At 64.0% G+C, this 17,355-nt stretch carries 17 protein-coding genes; 6 read left to right on the top strand and 11 right to left on the bottom strand.

The annotated features are described in order from the left end of the window. Positions 1 to 15: 15 nt before the first annotated feature. From AB843_RS13610 to AB843_RS13595, 4 genes are read right to left on the bottom strand one after another with little or no spacing between them, the layout of a single operon-like run. Positions 16 to 687: a hypothetical protein gene (locus tag AB843_RS13610; protein WP_048647420.1), complete on the bottom strand. Its 672-nt coding sequence runs from the start codon at positions 685 to 687 to the stop codon at positions 16 to 18. After that, positions 677 to 2,062 (bottom strand): flagellar protein export ATPase FliI, encoded by a 1,386-nt coding sequence (gene fliI / locus AB843_RS13605; RefSeq protein ID WP_244467980.1) that lies wholly within the window; start codon positions 2,060 to 2,062, stop codon positions 677 to 679. Before fliI ends, AB843_RS13610 begins: the two co-directional genes overlap by 11 nt. Before the next feature lie 8 nt (positions 2,063 to 2,070). Continuing rightward, positions 2,071 to 2,787 carry a flagellar basal-body rod protein FlgF gene (gene flgF / locus AB843_RS13600; RefSeq protein WP_048647418.1) on the bottom strand — a complete coding sequence of 239 codons (717 nt, stop codon included), beginning with the start codon at positions 2,785 to 2,787 and terminating at the stop codon, positions 2,071 to 2,073. 9 nt (positions 2,788 to 2,796) lie between these two features. Further along, positions 2,797 to 3,918 carry a DUF1217 domain-containing protein gene (locus tag AB843_RS13595; protein WP_048647417.1) on the bottom strand — a complete coding sequence of 374 codons (1,122 nt, stop codon included), beginning with the start codon at positions 3,916 to 3,918 and terminating at the stop codon, positions 2,797 to 2,799. Positions 3,919 to 4,063: 145 nt separating this feature from the next. On the opposite strand from AB843_RS13595, the gene motA reads away from it, so the two are divergent. The 6 genes from motA (at position 4,064) to AB843_RS13565 (ending at position 9,023) form a co-directional block, all read left to right on the top strand. Continuing rightward, on the top strand, positions 4,064 to 4,942 hold the full coding sequence (gene motA, locus AB843_RS13590) for a flagellar motor stator protein MotA (RefSeq protein ID WP_048647416.1): 879 nt from the start codon (positions 4,064 to 4,066) through the stop codon (positions 4,940 to 4,942). A gap of 46 nt (positions 4,943 to 4,988) precedes the next feature. Next, positions 4,989 to 5,927: a FliM/FliN family flagellar motor switch protein gene (locus tag AB843_RS13585; protein ID WP_048647415.1), complete on the top strand. Its 939-nt coding sequence runs from the start codon at positions 4,989 to 4,991 to the stop codon at positions 5,925 to 5,927. A 30-nt stretch (positions 5,928 to 5,957) separates the two neighbouring features. Further along, positions 5,958 to 6,332, top strand: a complete 375-nt coding sequence (gene fliN / locus AB843_RS13580) for a flagellar motor switch protein FliN (RefSeq protein ID WP_048647414.1) — start codon at positions 5,958 to 5,960, stop codon at positions 6,330 to 6,332. A gap of 38 nt (positions 6,333 to 6,370) precedes the next feature. Beyond that, complete coding sequence (locus tag AB843_RS13575) at positions 6,371 to 7,375, top strand: FliG C-terminal domain-containing protein (RefSeq protein WP_048647413.1); 1,005 nt, start codon at positions 6,371 to 6,373, stop codon at positions 7,373 to 7,375. Positions 7,376 to 7,495: 120 nt separating this feature from the next. Next, positions 7,496 to 8,590, top strand: coding sequence for a flagellar biosynthesis protein FlhB (gene flhB / locus AB843_RS13570; RefSeq protein ID WP_048647412.1), 1,095 nt, complete (start codon positions 7,496 to 7,498; stop codon positions 8,588 to 8,590). Next, a complete protein-coding gene (locus AB843_RS13565) occupies positions 8,583 to 9,023 on the top strand; it encodes a hypothetical protein (protein WP_048647411.1) in 441 nt (146 codons plus the stop codon). The genes flhB and AB843_RS13565 overlap by 8 nt, the downstream gene beginning before the upstream one ends. Before the next feature lie 12 nt (positions 9,024 to 9,035). On the opposite strand, the gene AB843_RS25995 is transcribed toward AB843_RS13565, so the two are convergent. The 7 genes from AB843_RS25995 to AB843_RS13530 form a co-directional block, all read right to left on the bottom strand. Next, positions 9,036 to 9,737, bottom strand: coding sequence for a helix-turn-helix transcriptional regulator (locus AB843_RS25995; protein WP_048647410.1), 702 nt, complete (start codon positions 9,735 to 9,737; stop codon positions 9,036 to 9,038). Further along, the gene (locus tag AB843_RS13555; protein WP_244467979.1) at positions 9,738 to 10,418 is read right to left on the bottom strand and encodes a helix-turn-helix transcriptional regulator; all 681 of its coding nucleotides are present in this window, start codon (positions 10,416 to 10,418) and stop codon (positions 9,738 to 9,740) included. It abuts the gene before it with no gap. 291 nt (positions 10,419 to 10,709) lie between these two features. Further along, positions 10,710 to 11,798: an ABC transporter ATP-binding protein gene (locus AB843_RS13550; RefSeq protein WP_048647408.1), complete on the bottom strand. Its 1,089-nt coding sequence runs from the start codon at positions 11,796 to 11,798 to the stop codon at positions 10,710 to 10,712. Positions 11,799 to 11,811: 13 nt separating this feature from the next. Then, positions 11,812 to 13,494 (bottom strand): beta-galactosidase BglA, encoded by a 1,683-nt coding sequence (bglA, locus tag AB843_RS13545; RefSeq protein ID WP_048647407.1) that lies wholly within the window; start codon positions 13,492 to 13,494, stop codon positions 11,812 to 11,814. 8 nt (positions 13,495 to 13,502) lie between these two features. Continuing rightward, a complete protein-coding gene (locus tag AB843_RS13540) occupies positions 13,503 to 14,636 on the bottom strand; it encodes a carbohydrate ABC transporter permease (protein WP_048647406.1) in 1,134 nt (377 codons plus the stop codon). After that, positions 14,633 to 15,595 (bottom strand): carbohydrate ABC transporter permease, encoded by a 963-nt coding sequence (locus AB843_RS13535; protein ID WP_048647582.1) that lies wholly within the window; start codon positions 15,593 to 15,595, stop codon positions 14,633 to 14,635. The genes AB843_RS13540 and AB843_RS13535 overlap by 4 nt, the downstream gene beginning before the upstream one ends. A gap of 286 nt (positions 15,596 to 15,881) precedes the next feature. Then, positions 15,882 to 17,237, bottom strand: coding sequence for an ABC transporter substrate-binding protein (locus AB843_RS13530; RefSeq protein WP_048647581.1), 1,356 nt, complete (start codon positions 17,235 to 17,237; stop codon positions 15,882 to 15,884). Between the last annotated feature and the right edge of the window lie 118 nt (positions 17,238 to 17,355).

Genomic DNA, 17,355 nt, shown 5'->3' with positions numbered 1-17,355 from the left:
GAACACGGTTGACCGCTACCTTAGAAAACCAGTCTTGCGCGGGCCTTGCGTGTCGGCAGGTTCCTCGGCCGAGACGGCGATCACCGCGTCGCGCGTGGTGACGATTTCCCATTTTCCCTGGTTGTTCTGGATGCGCGAGACACGGCTGCCGTCGGGCAATGACGAGCCGCGCTGGACGATCCAGTAGCCGTCCTTGTCCTCGATCATCGCCCGTCCATTGGCGGCATGGACGACGCGAAACGGGTTGGCGTCGCCGGGGAAGGGCTGTTCGGGCAGCGCTTCGGGCGGCTCGGCGCTGACGGTGCCTGTCGCGCTGTAGTCGAGCTGGGGCAGTTCGATCATCCGCTGCGGAATGCGCATGCCGACGAGTTCCGGCAGGAAGGCGGGCGCGGGCCCTTCGTCGGGCGGACGTCCCTCGAAGGCCAGCGGCCGAACACCGAATTCCTCCTGATTGAGGAAGATGTACCAGGGAAACAGCGCGCAGACCGTCGCCAGGCCGATGCCGCCGAGCATGACGGCCCAGTCGGTGCCGCCTCCGGAAGGCTTGACGATGGGCTTCTTCTCCGAGCGGCGATAGAAAAATCTCGCCCGTTGCGGACGGTTGTTCGCCGCGCCCGGCAAGGGCGTTCCGGTGGTTTCGGTGAAGCTGCCGTCCGGCAGTTCGAGGCTTGCGAGCTTATCCGGCATGGACGGGTTCTCCGGCTCTCAGCTTGATCGCCAGGTCAGCGAAGGGATCGGCGGACGCAGGATCGCTCGGCGCTTGCGTCAGCGCCTCATAGATCAAAGGCACCTGCCGCACGGCCTGGTCGAGGTCGGGGTCGATGCCGGCCTGATAGGCGCCGAGCAGGCGGATGTCGCGCGTGTCCTCGAAGCGCGCCAGCATGTTGCGCAGCCTGAGCACCAGGCGCTTCTGGTCGGGCGACCAGGCGCGGTCGGCCAGGCGCGAGATCGAGGCAAGGGGATTGACCGGCGGATAGCGGCCCTGCTCGGCGATCGATCGGTCGAGCACCACATGCCCGTCGAGGATGCCGCGCACCGCATCGGCGACCGGATCGTTGTGGTCGTCGCCATCGACGAGCACCGAGAGGATTGCGGTGATGGAACCGCGCCCCGTCTCGCCGGGGCCGGCGCGCTCGAGCAGGCGTGGCAGCTCGGTGAAAACGGAAGCGGGATAGCCGCGCGCCACCGGCGGTTCGCCGGCGCCGATGGCCACTTCGCGCAGGGCATGGGCGAAGCGGGTGATCGAATCGAGGATCAGCAGGACCTTGTCGCCGCGGTCGCGGAAATACTCGGCGACGCGCATGGCCGTGTCCGGCGCACGGCGGCGCATCATGGCGCTTTCGTCGCTGGTCGCCACCACGGCGACGGATTTCTTCATGCTTTCGGCGCCGATCGTGTCTTCAAGGAATTCGCGCACTTCGCGGCCGCGTTCGCCGACCAGGGCGATCACCACCGTGTCGAAGGCGTCGGCATTGGCCAGCATCGACAGTAGCGTCGACTTGCCGACGCCGGAGCCGGCGAAGATGCCGAGCCGCTGGCCGTGGCAGAGCGGCGTGAAGATGTCGATCACCCGAACGCCGGTGCGGAAGGGATCGCAGACGCGCTGCCGCTGCATGGCCGGCGGGGTGACGGGCGACGAACCGATGGCGGCGGGGCCTTTGGCCGGCGCCGGTTTTGCATCGGCCGGCCGGCCGAGCGCGTCGATCACGCGGCCGCGCCACGAAGGGCCAGGCGCCAGGCCGAGCGGTCCCCGATTGAAGACCGGTTCTCCCATGCCGATTTCGCCGGTCTTTTCGAACGGAGCGACCAGCACGCCCTCGGCGCTGATGCGGACCACCTCGCCGGCGCCCGTACCGCGCCGTCCGCGGCACGATACGAGATCGCCGAGGCGTGCCGTTTGCGACAAGCCGCTGACGCTGTAGTGGGTCGGCGACACTTCGGTGACCCGCCCGCCATGGCTGACGACGAAGCGGTCGTCGCCGGCGATGCCGCGATAGGCCTGCTCCAGGGCGGACAGCACGGTTTCTCCGGCCGGCGTTGGCGATGCGTTGGCCTGCGTCATGTCGGGGTTCATGCGCCAAGCAGCTTGATGGCGTCCTGCAGGGCGCTGTCGCTGTCACCCATCAGTGCGCTGACCTGCTCGAAGGTCCGCTGCACCTCGATCAGATGCATCATCTCACGCATCGCGTTGACGTTGGATTCCTCGATGAAGCCCTGCGCCACGCCGACATCGGGATTGTCGACCACCGGCTGCGCGTCGCTTGCCAGGAAACCGGAATTGCCGAAGCGGGCGTAGTTCTGCGACGGGGCGAAGGCATAGAGCCCGATGGCGCCGACCAGGCGGCCGTTCTGGCGCAGCGTCCCGTCGCCGCTGACGTCGGGCGATCCGCCCAGCGGATCGAGCAGCAGCGGCGCGCCGCCCGCATCGAGCACCGGGTGCCCGCCGATGCTGACCAGTTCGCCCGTGTCGCGCATGGTGAAGCGCCCGTCGCGCGTGACGACCGTGCCGGCCGGCGTGTCGATGGCGAACCAGGCATCACCCTGAACGGCGAAGTCGAACGGATTGCCGGTCTCGCGCAGGCCGCCCGGATTGGTGTCGAGCGAGGGATTGCCGGGCGCCGCGAAGGCGACCGAATCGGGCCCCAGACCGTTGACGATGTCCTGGAAATTGACGGATGTGGCGCGGAAGCCCACCGTGCTGGCATTGGCGACGTTGTCGGCAAGCGTGCCCAGCCGCCGCTCGAGCGCGACCTGGGAGGAAAGGGCCACGTAAAGTCCGGTCTGCATGGAACGTCGCTACCTCTTCAACTGGGCGATGGTGAACAGCACGTCGGTGGAAATGCCGTATTCCGCCGGCTGGCTGTAAAGGGCGGCGATCGAGGGGAGCTGGGAACCGGACGGGTTCGACAATTCCCACATGGTCGTGAAACGCTTGAGGAATTCATCGACCTTGTCGGGATCCTTGAAGTCCTCGATATCGATGCGCTCCTTGATCAGATCGACCTGCTTGTCGATGTTCGCCTGGGCCAGCGCATCGGGAAAGCCGAGCGTCGAACGAATGACCTTGGCAATCGCCGGATCTGCCAGAAATTCATAATAGGAACGGATATTCGGCGCCTTGCGCTGGAAATAGAGCGCCAGGCGCACGCCTTCGTTCTGCTTGCCGGCATCTTCCTCGAGCGTCTGCCGCAGATATTTGTCGATCGCCGGCGAGAGCGTCTCATTGTAGGTGGTGGCGTCCTCGCCATAGCGGGCGAAGTTGAAGCTGGTTGCCAGGGCGGCAAAGCGTTTGTCGGCATGCTGGTTGGCGGGGCTCTTCGGATCGTCGATGCCCCCTTCCAGAATGGCCTTCAGCGTGCGCTTGTCGATCACTTCGTGGGTAAACCCATGGGCCACCAGGGCGAAGTTCAGAAGCTTGTCGTTGGCCAGAAGATCGTCGGCCGATTTCACCTGCGTGATGTTCTGCAGATAGTCGTTGATGTTCTTCAGCAGCGCCTCGCTGCTCGGATCGACGCCATTCTTGATGGCGACGCTGACATACTTGTCGATCGTGCCCTTCTGGGCGGGATTGTAGGTGGTGGTGTTCTCGCCGCCGGCGGCGAAATTATAGGTGCGGGCGAAATCGGCATAGCGCTTGTCGGTCAGCTTGTTGGCGAAGCTTTCGGCATCGCTGACGCCTTCTTCCAGCACCTTGACCATGAATGCCTTGGCATAGGTCATGTCTTCCAGCCCATGCGCCTTCATGGCGTAACCGAACAGGCGGTCGTCGTCGACGAACTCCTTGATCGACGTCACCCGGCCGATGTTGGCCTGATAATATTCGGTCTCGCGCTGCACCACCGGCTGCGACTGGATGCGTTCCAGCGAGCGCGACAGGTCGCGATTGATCAGATGAAAGCTCGTGAACGTGTTGATCAAGGCGCACCCTCCGCCATCATTCGTGGCCGGAGATTAGAACGCCTTTCTTGCGCGAGGCTTTCGAGCGTGCTCGTCCCGCATTCAAGCCTCACGCAAGGCACAGGGGCTAGGAAAGAGAAAAGGCCAATTGGAAGTGACGGTGTAGATGGGCATTCTTGTCGGACTGGTGGTAACGTTCGGCTGCGTGATCGGCGGCTTCATGGCGATGGGCGGGCACGTGGATGTGCTCATTCAGCCATGGGAAGTCGTCATCATCTGCGGCGCCGCGTTTGGCACGTTTCTGGTCGCCAACCCGTTGGCGACCGTCAAGGATACGGGCACGGCATGTCTCGAAGCCTTCAAGGGCGCGGTGCCCAAGGAGACCGAGTATCTGGAAACGCTCGGCGTGCTGCACAGCCTGATGCGCGAGTTGCGCACCAAATCGCGCAGCGAGGTCGAGGCGCATATCGACAATCCGGAAGAATCGGCGATCTTCCAGACCTATCCGACCATCCTCAAGAACCACGACCTGACGCATTTCATCTGCGACTATTGCCGCATCATCATCATCGGCAATGCACGGCCGTTCGAGATCGAAGCGCTGATGGACGAGGAAATCCAGACCATCCGCCGCGACAAGCTGAAATCCTATCACGCGCTGATCGCCGTTTCCGAGGGCCTGCCGGCGCTGGGCATCGTTGCCGCCGTGCTCGGTGTCATCAAGGCGATGGGCGCGCTCGACCAGTCACCGGAGATTCTGGGTGCGTTGGTGGGCGCGGCGCTGGTCGGCACGTTCCTCGGCATTTTCCTGTCCTATGCGGTGATCGGGCCGATCGCCACCAAGGTGAAGATCATCCGCGAGAAGAACAACCGGCTCTACGTGATCGTCAAGCAGACCCTGCTTGCCTACATGAACGGCTCGCTGCCGCAGGTGGCGCTCGAATTCGGCCGCAAGACGATCTCGGCCTACGACCGGCCGTCGATCGACGCGGTCGAGCAGAGCACCATGAATCCCGGCGGCAGCGCAGAGAAGCAGGCCGCATGATGACCCGATACGTGATGACCCGGCCTGGAAACGAAGGCGGCCAACCATGGCGCTGACGGACAATCCCGAACTGATGCGTAGCCTCATTGTCGAGCGGCTGGTCGGCGCGACCGGCGATCCCCGCCGCGTCACCGAAGCCGCGCGTGCCTGCGCCATGCGTGCCCTGCCGAGTGTGGCCAGCGCCTTTCAGGACAAGTTCCCAACAGTGGTTGCGCTCGATCTCCTGGACATCGACATTGTCCGGCTGAGCGAGTTGAAGCCGCCGGAAGGGTCCTGCGACGCGCTGGTGATCGTTCCCGCGGAAGTTTCCGGCGATGCGCTCACCATGCGGCTCGATCCGCAGGGTATTTCGCTGCTCGTCAGCGCGCTGTTCGGCGGCGATCCCGATCTTCCGGTGCCGCCGATAGACCGGCCGCCATCGGCCATCGAGCGCGACGTTGCAGTACTCGCCTTCGAGGCGTTCGCCAAGGCGCTGAACGGTACGGGCGCACGGGCTCTGGGCCTGCGGCTGCCGCTGCCCGCCCTCCTGTCGGGCGGCGATTTCCGCCGCCTCGCGGTGCGCGACGGGCCGGGTGTGCGGATCCGCTTTTCGCTTGGCGGCGAAGTCGGCGGCGGTGTGCTGACGGCGTGGATGCCACAAAGGCTGCTTCTGGAACTGCGCGATGCAGCTCAGCCGGACCAGCGTGTCGAGCGCGCCCAGGCTGCTGACTGGCGGCATCGTTTCTCCGACGAGGTGCTTCGCTCGACCGTCAGGATCAAGGCAACCATTCCGCTGATGCGCATGCCGCTCGGCGATCTGGCGGCGCTGAGCCCCGGGCAGGTGATCGAATTCGGCGAGGGCGTCCAGTCGGAAGCGCGCCTGTCGGTGCGCGACAAGACGGTTTTCGTGTGTGATTTCGGCAAGTCGGGAAATCACTACACGGTGAGGATCAAACAGCCGTTCGACGCCCGGCAGGACGCCGTCGACGGGCTATTCGCGCGTTGAGCGTAGAGAATGCGGTGAAGGAGAAAGACAATGAGTAAGGCCGTGCCCGAGCCGCAGCAAGACGGCGACGAAGAGCTGAACAAGGCGATCGAGGAACTGAAAGGCGTGTTGCACGAAGACGCACCCGGCGCAGAGGCCGGCGCTTCCGGCGACAACCGCGACCTGGTGATGAGCATTCCGGTCGAGGTGCAGATCGTGCTGGGAAGCGCGGAAATGCCGGTGTCGCAGCTGATGGCGCTGAAGAAGGGTTCAACGGTTTCGCTCAACCGGCGCATCGGCGAGCCGGTGGAGATCGTCGTCAATGGCCGTCGCATTGCGCGCGGCGAGATCACGCTGGTCGATGACGACCCGTCGCGCTTCGGCGTCAAGCTTACCGAGATCGCCGGAACCGCCGGCGGCGCGTGAAATCAAGTTCAGGTTCGTGACAGGGAGAATTCGCGGCTATGACGGAAGCGCTGGCATTGACACAGGCCCAGAAGGCGGCCGCCATACTGGTGGCGATGGGCAAGCCCTCGGCCGGGCGTCTGCTGAAATTCTTCAAGCAGGAAGAACTGAAGGCGCTGATTGACGGCGCCCGCCTGTTGCGCACCATTCCGCAAGCCCAGCTCGAACAGGTGGTCGCCGAATTCGAAAGTGAGTTCACCGAGGGCGCCGGCCTGCTCGATTCGTCCGACAGCATGGACACGCTCCTGACCGAGACGCTGTCGGAAGAAGAGATCAATCTGCTGATGGGGCGCGGCAGCACCGCATCCCCGGAGGCGGAACAGGTCTGGGCGGAATTGGAAAGGCTGGAGCCGCCGCGGCTCCTGGAAATCCTTTCCGGCGAGCATCCGCAGGTCATTGCCGTCATTCTGGCCGGCATCACGCCGGGGGCGGCCGCGAAGGTTCTGGTCACTCTGGACAAGTCGCTGCGCGGCGCCGTTTTGAGCCGCATGGCGACGACCGGCAACATGCCGGCGCCGGCCAAGAAGCTGATCGAAAAGCGGCTCGGCGAGCTCCTGGGCTCGATGCGCAGCGGCAAGGATGCCGCAGCCGGCCTGTCGCGCGTCGCCAACATGCTGAACGAGCTCGACAAGGCGCAGGCCGACGAGGTGATCCACGAACTGGAGCTGGCAGGCTCGAACGATGTCGACGCGATCCGCTCGCAGCTCTTCAGCTTCGAGGAGGTGGTCCTCCTGTCGCAGAAGGCGCGCGTCGCTCTGTTCGACGGGTTGCCGAGCGACCTGGTCACCCTGGCGTTGCGCAATGCGCCCGCGGACACGGTAGAGGCCGTCCTGTCGGCGCTCGGCCAGCGCACGCGGCGCATGATCGAGGCCGAGCTTGGCGGCGGTGGCGAGGACGTGCCCGCCGAGGAGATCCAGCAGGCACGCAAGCGCATCTCGGCGACCGCCGTTCAATTGTCGCAGAAGGGCGGCTTCGAGCTGCCCGGCATGCAGAAAGCCGCCTAGACCGGTTCATCGTTTCATGGAAACGCTGTCCCGCTCTATCTCTTTGTTTTTCCGCATTTATGCGGACGCCAGGTGATTCCACCTGACTGCAAAATGCACTAGTCGCGATGGGTTGCGGGCATGTCTGAAGGAGCGGACAAGGAAAGCAAGACCGAGGAAGCGACGGAGAAGAAAATCCGCGATTCCGTCGACAAGGGCCAATTGCCCTTCTCGAAGGAAATCCCGGTCTTCGCTTCCTTCCTGGCGATCCTGGCTTTCACGATCTTCTTTGCCCAGGGCAGCGCCATACGCCTGGGCAGCTTTCTTTCGATCTTCCTCGAGCGCGCCGATGGCTGGAGGCTGGAAACGCAGGCCGACGCCATCGCCATCTACCAATTGGTCTTCTTCGAGATCGTCAAGGCGGTTGGCGTCGTCATGGTGTTGCTGATCGTCGCCGGCATCACCGCTTCGGTTCTGCAGAACATGCCGCGCTTCGTGCTCAACCGCATCCAGCCGAAACTGTCGCGCATTTCGCTGAAGCAGGGCTGGAGCCGCATTTTCGGCGTCAAGGGGATGGTCGAGTTCGCCAAGTCGGTGGGCAAGCTTCTGGTCGCCGGCGGGTTTCTCATCTTCGCCATGCGCGAGGCGGAGACGCGGCTGTTGGCCGGCATGATCACCAATCCGGTGGAGTTCACCGGTGTCATTCGCGACATCGCCGTCGAAAGCCTGGTGGTGGTGACCCTGGTGATCGCCGTGATCGCCGTCGCCGACCTGTTCTGGTCGCGTTACCAGTGGCGCCAGGACCTGCGCATGACGCGGCAGGAGGTGAAGGACGAGCACAAGCAGAGCGAGGGCGATCCGATCGTCAAGGCGCGCCTGCGCTCGCTGGCGCGCGACCGCGCCCGGCAGCGCATGATGAGTGCTGTGCCACAAGCAACGCTCGTGATCGCCAATCCGACGCATTTCGCCATTGCCATGCGCTACCGGCGCGACGAGGACGCCGCTCCCGTTGTCGTGGCCAAGGGAAGAGACTTGATTGCCCTGAAAATCAAGGAGATAGCGCTGGCACATAACATTCCGGTGTTCGAAGAGCCGGTGCTCGCGCGCTCCATGTACAAACAAGTTTCGGTTGATAACCTCATTCCATCCCAGTTCTACAAGGCTGTGGCGGAGCTGATCCGTCGCATCTACCGGACCGGGGAGAGACCGCAGTCAGCAGGGATACATCATGAATAGGCAACCGCATTCGCCCGGGCGCGAGATCATCGTTGGCAATGCCATCCGGTCGGTGGCCAACGAACTTCGGCTTGTCGATGTCGCGGATTATGTTGCCTTCATCCGGCTGGAAAGCATGGCGAGCATCGCCGACATCGTCGAATCGGCGGCGGAATTGTATTTCATGCCGGGAACGCTGCGCCTCGGGCATGGCTGCGAAGCGCATGTCTGCTGGACGGGCAATCCGCGCATCGTGCTCGATCTGGAGTTGCGGCCGCGTGGTGCGACGGTCTATTTCACGCTGGAGCTCAGCGCCGTCAACGCAGCCGTCGAGGTCAACTACGTGGCGTTCGAGGATCCTGCAGAGGATCCCGAGGAGAATTCACGCTACCTGGAACAGGCGCTCGGCGCTGCCCGGATCGTCCGGACGGCACGGCCCCTGATCAACGGCTGAACGGCAGTTTCGTCAATCGATCAAGCCGATGCGCAAGGCTTTCGCAACAGCATGGATGCGATTGACGGCATTGAGTTTCTGCGTGGTGCTGGCGAGATACTGGTTCGCCGTGTGCACCGACAGGCCGAGGCGCCTGGCGATGTCCTCGCTGGTCAGGCCGTTGGCCGTCAGCTTCAGACACTGCAGTTCCCGCTTGGAGATTGCCGGCACAGGCGCTTCGTCCGTGTCGGGGTAGAGTTCAGCCAACGCGCTGAACAATGCGTGGCACGCGCTGTGCGTGTCGAGCAAAGCCTGCGGCTCCACCTTGAGCGTGCGGCCGATGAAGAACACGACGCCCAGCCGGCGGTGTTCCGTGCTCAGCGGCAGGGCGATGCCCACGCCGTCTTCCATGGAAGGGATGCGTTCGCAGAAAAGCTGCGCAAAATCCTCCGGCGGGTTTTCTCCCCACCAGAAGGGATGCGAGGCGTCGGCAGCGATGTCGGCGAAGCGCCAGGGTAATCGGCCAAGGAGCGTTCGGGTCTGGGACAGTTCACCTGGAAAGGCGCTGTCGATGCACGGGATGAGGTGCCGTTCCGTCACGCCGTCGAGAAAGCAGAGATGAAAACTCTCCGCGCCGATGCCCGCGCAAAGCGCGCGCAGTTTCCGGGCGATTTCATGCGTCGCGTCGGGCGCGGGCGTGTCGATGGATCGATATGGTTTGCCTGCGGCGGTCACTCAGATGATCCCGCGCCGGATGGCGGTGGCGATGGCCATGGCGCGGTTCTTGGCCGACAATTTGTGGATCGCATGCGCCACGTAGCTGTTCACCGTATTCGATGAGACGTTGAGGATCTGCGAAACCTCGTCTGCGGTCTTGCCCTGCGACACCCACGACAGGCATTCGCGCTCGCGCTCGGAAAGAAGCTCGCCCGAAGCAGCCTTCTCGTTCTCCAGCCCGGACAGCATATGGCAGAGCGCCATCTGCGTGCGGGCCAGCCGGGCCGCGTCGACGCTGCCTGCCGTCATTGCCGAAAACAGCCCGATGAAGCGGCCCTTGCCGGCCGGCAGCTTGAGCAGGAACATTTCCTGATGGTCGTGCTGACACAGTCTGGCGACGTCGTCTTGGGCCAACAGGGCAGCCAGGGCGAGCGGGTGCCATGCGCAGGGCGCGGCACCGGGAGAGGTCGAGATGGGGCTTTCGACAAGGCGGGCGATGGCGCTCAGGCCGACATCCTCGATCGTGTCGAAGCTCCAGTTGGACACCAGGATGCGCAGGGCGCCCGATGCGCCGCCCGGCGCGGTATCGGCGATCAGGTAGAAGGCGGCGCCAGCCTCGCGGCAGCCCTGGCGCGCCAGCGTCGCGAGATCACGCCTCGTCGCCGCCTTGCGGCGCGGTGCGGCAGTTCTCTCGCGCATGTCGGTTGTCATCGCATCCCACTGCTGCCGGCGCGCCCGCCGGGGTGCCTGTTCAGTCGCGGATAGGCAATACGGAGACCATCGTTCTCCCGCTCAGCAAGAACGAAGGCTGCCGGCAAAAACCGGCATACTCAGTAAAACAGGCGCCCGGCAAACGGGTCGCTTGACGGAGACGAGCGTGCGCCCACGTCGACAAAGATGATGGCGAGAACCGGCCCCCGGCCCGCATTACCCATGGTTAGGTAAGCTTTCGATTCGGGTCAAGAAAAGAGGAGCCGTTTGTTCCTGTACTCAAAGATAAAGGAAAGAGCGGCCTTCTTCGGTGAACAGGTGCATCTTCTCCGGCGCGGCGGTGATGCGCACCGTGTCGCCCTTGTCGTGATGCTGGACGCCGGCCACCTTGACGACCACCGCATCGTCGACGTTCGGGACCTTCAGGTAGATGTTGGTGACTTCGCCCAGGCGCTCGACGAAATGCACCGCGCCCTCGAACAGATGACCATCGCCATCGGCCAGCCGCAGATCCTCGGGACGCACGCCGAACTTGGCCGGCTTGCCTTCAAGGCCTGCCGGCGAGGGGATCGGCACTTGCGCCGTCCCGCCCGACAGGCGGACCGATGTGGTTGCTCCGGTCTTCTCGACGGTCGCCGGCTGGATGTTCATGGCGGGCGAGCCGATGAACTGGGCGACGAACAGATTGGCCGGGCGCTCGTAAAGCTCGATCGGCGCGCCGACCTGCTCGATGTGGCCGGCCGACAGGACGACGATGCGGTCGGCCAGCGTCATCGCCTCCACCTGGTCGTGCGTGACGTAGACCATCGTCGTGTCGGGCATCGAACTCTTGAGCTTGGCGATCTCGATGCGGGTGGCGACGCGCAGCGCCGCGTCGAGGTTGGACAAGGGTTCGTCGAACAGGAACACTTTCGGATTGCGCACGATGGCGCGGCCGATGGCGACGCGCTGGCGCTGGCCGCCCGAAAGGGCCTTCGGCAGCCGCTCGAGATAGGGCGTCAGCTGCAGTATGTCGGCCGCCGCGTTGACCCGCTTTTCGATCTCTTCCTTCGGCGCCTTGGCGATCTTCATGCCGAAGGCCATGTTGTCGTAGACGGTCATGTGCGGGTAGAGCGCGTAGGACTGGAAGACCATGGCGATGCCGCGCTGCGAGGGCGGGATGTCGTTGACCCGCTCGCCGCCGATGTGCATGTCGCCGCCGGTGATGCTTTCCAGACCGGCGATCATGCGCAGTAGGGTCGACTTTCCACAGCCGGAGGGGCCGACGAAGACGATGAACTCACCCTCGTCGATCTTCAGGTCGATGCCGTGGATGACCTTGGTGACGCCGTAACTCTTCTGGATGTCCTTGAGATCAAGAGCGGTCATTTCCTCCCCCTTTTCATCGTCCCTTGCGGGCGAACCAGCTTGCGTAAGGCGGCAGCTTCAGTGTGCCGTCTTCAATCTGCCCGGCGGCGCCGGAATCGGTCATTTCCGTGTAGGCCTTGAGGTCGAGCGTCACTTCCGCCGGGCGGTCGCTCATATTGATGGCGACCAGTATGGAGGCGCCGGCCATGGATCGTTCGAACAGGAGCACGTCGTCTCCCGCGTCGCGAAAGGCGATGTCGCCCTTGGCGAATTCCTCATGCCGGGCGCGAAAGGCGAGGGCGCCACGATAGTGGGCCAGCAGCGTGTCGCCGCCGCCTTGCGCAGAAACGGCCAGATGCAGGTGTTCCGGCGGTACGGGCAGCCATGGCTTGCCGGAGGAAAAGCCCGCATTGACCTGGCTTTCCGACCAGACCATCGGCGTGCGGCAGCCGTCGCGGCCCTTGAAGGTCGGCCAGAACTGGATGCCGTACGGGTCCTGCAGATCCTTCAGGTCGAGCACCGCCTCCGTCAGCCCCAGTTCCTCGCCCTGATAGAGACAGACCGAGCCGCGCAGCGACAGGACGAGGGTCGTCGTCATCTTCAAGAATGCGTCGCGGTCATGCACCTGGTCGGCCCAGCGCGAGGCGTGCCGCACCACGTCGTGGTTTGAAAAGCTCCAGCACGACCAGCCGTCCGGCGCCTTTTGCTGGAAGGTCTCGATGACGCCGCGCACCCGGGCTGGCGTCAGCGGCTCCTGCGAGAGGAACTCGAAGGAGTAGCACATATGCACTTTGTCGCCGCCGCTGGTGTAATCGGCGACGATGTCGAGCCCGCGCTGGGCATCGCCCACCTCGCCGACGGCGGTGGAGCCTGGATATTCGTCGAGCAGCGCGCGGAAGCGCTTCAGGAACGCCAGGTTCTCCGGCTGGTTCTTGTCGTACAGGTGTTCCTGGTAATTGTAGGGATTGACCGCCGGAGCGATCTTGGCGTTGCGCTGGTCCTGGCCAAGCGGCGGATTGTCTTCGAGACCGGCCGAATGGAAGTAGAAATTGATCGTGTCGAGGCGGAAGCCGTCGACGCCGCGGTCGAGCCAGAAGCGCACCGTGTCGAGCAGCGCGTCCTGGACCTGGTGGTTGTGGAAGTTCAGATCCGGCTGGCTGGCGAGGAAATTGTGCAGGTAGTACTGGCAGCGGCTGGTGTCCCATTGCCAGGCCGAGCCGCCGAAGATCGACAGCCAGTTGTTGGGCGGGCTGCCGTCCGGCTTGGGATCGGCCCAGACATACCAGTCGGCGCGCGGGTTGGTGCGGTTCTCGCGGCTTTCGACGAACCAGGGATGGCGGTCGGAGGAGTGCGAAATCACCTGGTCGATCATCACCTTGAGGCCGAGACGGTGCGCCTCGGTGATCATGGCGTCGAAATCGGCCAGCGAGCCGAACATCGGATCGACCTGCTTGTAGTCCGACACGTCATAGCCGAAATCGAGCATGGGCGATTTGAAGAAGGGCGATATCCAGATCGCGTCGACACCCAGCGAGGCGATGTAGGGCAGGCGCTGGGTGATGCCCTTCAGGTCGCCGATGCCGTCGCCGTTCGAATCCTGGAACGAGCGCGGATAGATCTGATAGATCACCGCGCCGCGCCACCAATCGGGGTCCTCGGCATGCCGGCTCATCGCCCCCGGGGCATATTCGAACGGGACATCGTGCAGGACATTCATGGGAGCGGTCAGCCTCCTTTGACGGACCCGGCCAGGAGGCCGCGGACCAGATAACGTTGCATGGCGAAGAAGACGAGGATCGGCACGATGATGGCGACGAAGGCCGAGGCCGTCAGGATTTCCCAATTGCCGCCGCGCGATCCGAGCAGTTCGCGCAAGCGCCCTGTCAGCACCAGCTGTTCCTCGTTGTTGCCGAGGAAGACGGTGGCGACGAGCAGATCGTTCCAGGTCCACAGGAACTGGAAGATGGCGAAGGAGGCGAGCGCCGGGAAGGACAATGGCAGGATGATCTTGCGGAAGATCTCGAAGTCGGACGCGCCGTCCACCTTGGCGCTTTCGATGATCTCGCGTGGCAGGCCGGCCATGTAGTTGCGCAGGAGATAGATGGCCAGCGGCAAGCCGAAGCCCGTATGCGCCAGCCAGATGCCGATGAAGGATTTGCCGATGCCGACTTCGTTGTAGAGCCGGAGCAGCGGGATCAGCGACATCTGCAGCGGCACCACCAGAAGGCCGACGATTGTGGCGAGCAGCAGGGCGCGGCCAGGAAACTCCATCCAGGCCAGCGCATAGGCCGCGTAAGCCGCGATCAGGATCGGGATGACGGTCGCCGGGATCGTCACCGTCATCGTGTTGATGAAGCTCTTGCCCAGCCCCTCTGAGAACAGCACGTTCTCATAATTCTCCGTGGTGAATTTCGGCGGTTCGACGGAGCTTATGAAGATGCGCTGGCCGCGCTTGCCGTCAGGCTTTTCCGGATAGGCGATGACGTAGTCGCCATTGGCCTCGACGGTCACCGTCGCGCCATCGCCCAGTTCGGCGGTGTCGCCGGCGGCGAAGGCCGATGGCTCGCGTGAGGAGACGCCGAAGGCCGCGGCCGCGCCGTCGCCGTTGAACACGTTGCCCGTCAACACCCAGCGCCCGCCTTCCGGCTGTGCGTCCTCGGGCGGTGCGGCGCGCGCAACGAGGTTGCGTTCGGAGGCGGTCAGCGCCGTCCACCAGCCGCTGATGGCGAGCTGGTCCTTGTCGCGCAGCGAGGAAACGAGGATACCGAGCGTCGGCAGCGTCCACAGCGCCACCAGGAACAGGACGGCCAGATGAACGGCCCAGGTCAGGGCCGGGCGACTTCCGACGACCGTGCTCATTTCATGTCCTTTCGCGCTTCGCGGATGTTCCAGATCATGATCGGCGTGACCATGGCCATGATGACCAGGGCGATGGTCGAGGCGCGGCCGAAATCGAGGCCGCGGAACATCCAGTCGAACATGTAGTTGGCCAGCACCTGGCTGCCCCACTGGCCGTTGGTCATGGCCAGGACGATGTCGAACACCTTGAGGACGAGGATGGTGATGGTGGTCCAGACCACGGCGATGGTGCCCCAGATCTGCGGCACCTTGATCTTGTAGAAGATCTGCAGCGGCGAAGCGCCGTCGATGATGGCCGCTTCGATGGTCTCCTCCGGAATGCCGCGCAGGGCCGCCGAGAGGATGACCATGGCGAAGCCGGTCTGGATCCAGATGAGGATGACCATCAGGAAGAAGCTGTTCCACAGGGGCAGGGTGATCCAGGCCTGCGGTTCGCCACCGAAGAAGGTGACGATGGCGTTCAGCAGGCCGATCTGCTCCGTTCCCTGGGGACGGTAATCGTAGATGAATTTCCAGATCACGCTGGCGCCGACGAAGGAAATCGCCATCGGCATGAAGATCAGGCTCTTGGCCAGATTGCCCCAGCCGATGCGGTCGGTCAGTGCCGCGGCGATCAGGCCGAAGAATGTGGCGGCCGCCGGCACCACCAGCAGCCAGAGAATGTTGTTGAACATGCTTTCGCGGAAGGCGGCATCGGTGACGAGCCAGGCATAGTTCGCCCCGCCCACCCATTGGCGGCCGTCCGGCCCGTGGAAGCTGAGGAAGATCGAATTGACGACCGGATAGACGAGATAGACGCCGAGGATGACGACGGCTGGGCCGAGGAAAAGCCAGGGCCTTATGCTGTTGGCCTTGTTGATGTTGTCGGCGATCCGCGCGCCGTGCGCCGGATAGATCGTGTCGAGGATGCGGTTCGAACCCCAGAAATAACCGAAGCAGGCGGCGACGCCGAGCAGCATGACGAGCACCGCCTGGACCAGCTTGATGTCCGGCAGGATCGCGTTCAGCGCGGCGAATACGGCGACCGCGCAGACGACGCTCACCACGATGCCCGCAAGCATGATGAACAGGGCGATGGCGAGCGTGACGAAGAACCCGCCGGGGCCGGGCGATCCGGTCGTCGGGGTGGTTATGGTCGAGGAAATGGCCATGTCAGCCTCCTGGAAGCTGCGGTTCCGGTTTCCAGCCTGGCGCCCTCCACGCCCGCCGACAGCGCCGGCGGGCGGGGCGTCATGCACGTCGGTCCTACTTGATGGCGTCCCATTCCTTCTGGATGTCGGCGCCGACCTCCTTGGCAGCTTTGCCGCCGACATAGTCGATCATGCCGGTCCAGAAAGCACCGGCGCCGATCTTGCCGGGCATCAGGTCGGACCCGTCGAAGCGGAAGGTGGTGGCATTGGTCAGGATCTCGCCCTGCTTGCGCAAGGCGTCATTGGCGTAGGCTTCCGGATTGGCGCTCTTCAGCGGGGTCAGGAAGCCTGCCTGCGCCATCCACACCTCATGGGCGATCGGCGTCTTCAGAAAGTCGATGAAGGCGCGCGCCACTTCCGAATCCTTGGTGATGGCGAACAGCGTGCCGGCGCCCAGGACCGGCGTGCCGAGGTCCTTCTCCGCATAGGCGGGGAAGTAGAAGAAGTCGGCGTCGCGGCCAAGCTCCGTTCCCTCCGGGAAAAAGGAAGGGATGAAAGATGCCTGATGGTGCAGGTAGCATTTCGGCGGCGAGGCGAAGAGGCCCTTCGGGCTGTCGCGGAAGTCGGTCGATACCACGGCGCCGGCGCCGCCATCGACATATTTGTCGTTCTTGGCGAAGGTGCCGAATTCATCGATCGCCGCGACGATGCGATCATCGTCGAAGGGGATCTCGTTCTTGACCCACTGGTCGTAGACTTCGGGCGGCTGCGTGCGCAGCATCATGTCCTCGACCCAGTCGGTGGCCGGCCAGCCGGTGGCGCCGCCGGAACCCAGCCCGATGCACCAGGGCGTCTCGCCGTCGGCGACGATCTGCTCGGACAGGGCTTTCAGCTCTTCCATCGTCTGCGGCACTTCATAGCCGGCATCCTCGAGATTCTCCGGCACGTACCAGACGAGCGATTTCACATCGGCCTTGTAGGCAAAGGCAAAGAAGCTGTCCGTGCCGTCCGTGCCCTTGTAGGTGCCAAGGTCGACCCAGGATTGGCCGGCGGCGTAATTCTCCTTCATCCAGTCGGCGGTCTCGTTGCCGAGCGGGACGAGCAGGCCCTTCGACGCGAGGTCGGAGGCCAGGCCCGGCTGCGGGAAGACGGCGACGTTCGGCGCGCTGCCGGCCTGGGTGTCGATGACGATCTGCTGTTCGAAGGAATCTGAGCCGGAATAGTTCACCGTGGCGCCGGTCGCTTCCTCGAAATAGGCGGTGACCGATTCGATCAGATCCTTGTCGGAGCTGAGCCACGGGCCGAACAGGCTCATCTCCTGGCCGGAGAAATCGTGCGCGGCCTTGAAGTCCTCAAAGCTCTTCCAGTTGAAGCGCGCATCCTCGCCGGGCGCGAATTTCAGGTCGGCCGCATGGGCCGCGCTACAGGAAAGCGCCAGCGCGACCGCGCCGGCTAGCATGGACGTCTTCATGAGTTCCTCCACTCGCGGCCGTCAGGCCGCTCCTCCTCAATCATTCTCTGCCGCAGCGCTCGAAGCATCCTCATGCCAGTTTCCAAAGCGCTTTGGATTTCGATACCATCAGGCCGCG

This window comes from Nitratireductor soli (assembly GCF_001050155.1).
Lineage (GTDB): Bacteria > Pseudomonadota > Alphaproteobacteria > Rhizobiales > Rhizobiaceae > Nitratireductor > Nitratireductor soli.
Note: the sequence above shows the minus strand (reverse complement) of the source record. Positions and strands in the feature narration are given on the sequence as shown.

Coding starts and splice junctions, on each gene's coding strand:
- motA (WP_048647416.1), top strand. CDS start 4,064: ATGGGCATTCTTGTCGGACTGGTGGTAACGTTCGGCTGCGTGATCGGC.
- AB843_RS13575 (WP_048647413.1), top strand. CDS start 6,371: ATGACGGAAGCGCTGGCATTGACACAGGCCCAGAAGGCGGCCGCCATA.
- AB843_RS13585 (WP_048647415.1), top strand. CDS start 4,989: ATGGCGCTGACGGACAATCCCGAACTGATGCGTAGCCTCATTGTCGAG.
- flgF (WP_048647418.1), bottom strand. CDS start 2,787: ATGCAGACCGGACTTTACGTGGCCCTTTCCTCCCAGGTCGCGCTCGAG.
- AB843_RS13540 (WP_048647406.1), bottom strand. CDS start 14,636: ATGAGCACGGTCGTCGGAAGTCGCCCGGCCCTGACCTGGGCCGTTCAT.
- fliI (WP_244467980.1), bottom strand. CDS start 2,062: ATGACGCAGGCCAACGCATCGCCAACGCCGGCCGGAGAAACCGTGCTG.
- AB843_RS13530 (WP_048647581.1), bottom strand. CDS start 17,237: ATGAAGACGTCCATGCTAGCCGGCGCGGTCGCGCTGGCGCTTTCCTGT.
- AB843_RS13555 (WP_244467979.1), bottom strand. CDS start 10,418: ATGCGCGAGAGAACTGCCGCACCGCGCCGCAAGGCGGCGACGAGGCGT.
- AB843_RS13565 (WP_048647411.1), top strand. CDS start 8,583: ATGAATAGGCAACCGCATTCGCCCGGGCGCGAGATCATCGTTGGCAAT.
- flhB (WP_048647412.1), top strand. CDS start 7,496: ATGTCTGAAGGAGCGGACAAGGAAAGCAAGACCGAGGAAGCGACGGAG.
- AB843_RS13610 (WP_048647420.1), bottom strand. CDS start 687: ATGCCGGATAAGCTCGCAAGCCTCGAACTGCCGGACGGCAGCTTCACC.
- AB843_RS13550 (WP_048647408.1), bottom strand. CDS start 11,798: ATGACCGCTCTTGATCTCAAGGACATCCAGAAGAGTTACGGCGTCACC.
- AB843_RS13535 (WP_048647582.1), bottom strand. CDS start 15,595: ATGCTGCTCGGCGTCGCCGCCTGCTTCGGTTATTTCTGGGGTTCGAAC.
- fliN (WP_048647414.1), top strand. CDS start 5,958: ATGAGTAAGGCCGTGCCCGAGCCGCAGCAAGACGGCGACGAAGAGCTG.
- bglA (WP_048647407.1), bottom strand. CDS start 13,494: ATGAATGTCCTGCACGATGTCCCGTTCGAATATGCCCCGGGGGCGATG.